The sequence below is a fragment of the Paraburkholderia sp. J11-2 genome, assembly GCF_905220185.1.
In the GTDB taxonomy this organism is placed as follows: Bacteria; Pseudomonadota; Gammaproteobacteria; order Burkholderiales; family Burkholderiaceae; genus Paraburkholderia.
Genome location: NZ_CAJMYY010000155.1, coordinates 1 through 239 on the forward strand (window position 1 = coordinate 1; position 239 = coordinate 239).

Annotated in this window: 1 pseudogene; it reads right to left on the reverse strand. The window is 61.1% G+C overall.

The features are described 5' to 3' along the window. A pseudogene (locus U5A57_RS41580) lies at window positions 1-239 on the reverse strand (LysR family transcriptional regulator); the annotation flags it as partial.

Sequence of the window (239 nt, forward strand, 5' to 3'; positions counted from 1 at the left end):
GGGGATGAAGGGCCTGAAACCGGTCGAGCAGCGCTCGCAACTGAGCGCGCCCGAAATCGTTCGTTGCCGTCACCCGTATCGGTCCGCTCAACGGGCCATCCTCTCTCGACCCCGTAACTGCTGCGTCCCATTCAGCAACGATACGACGAGCGCTTTCCAGCAACAACAAGCCTTCGTGTGTGAAAACGAGGCGTCGTGTCGAGCGCGTGATCAGCGTCGTGCCGAGTTCGCCTTCGAGT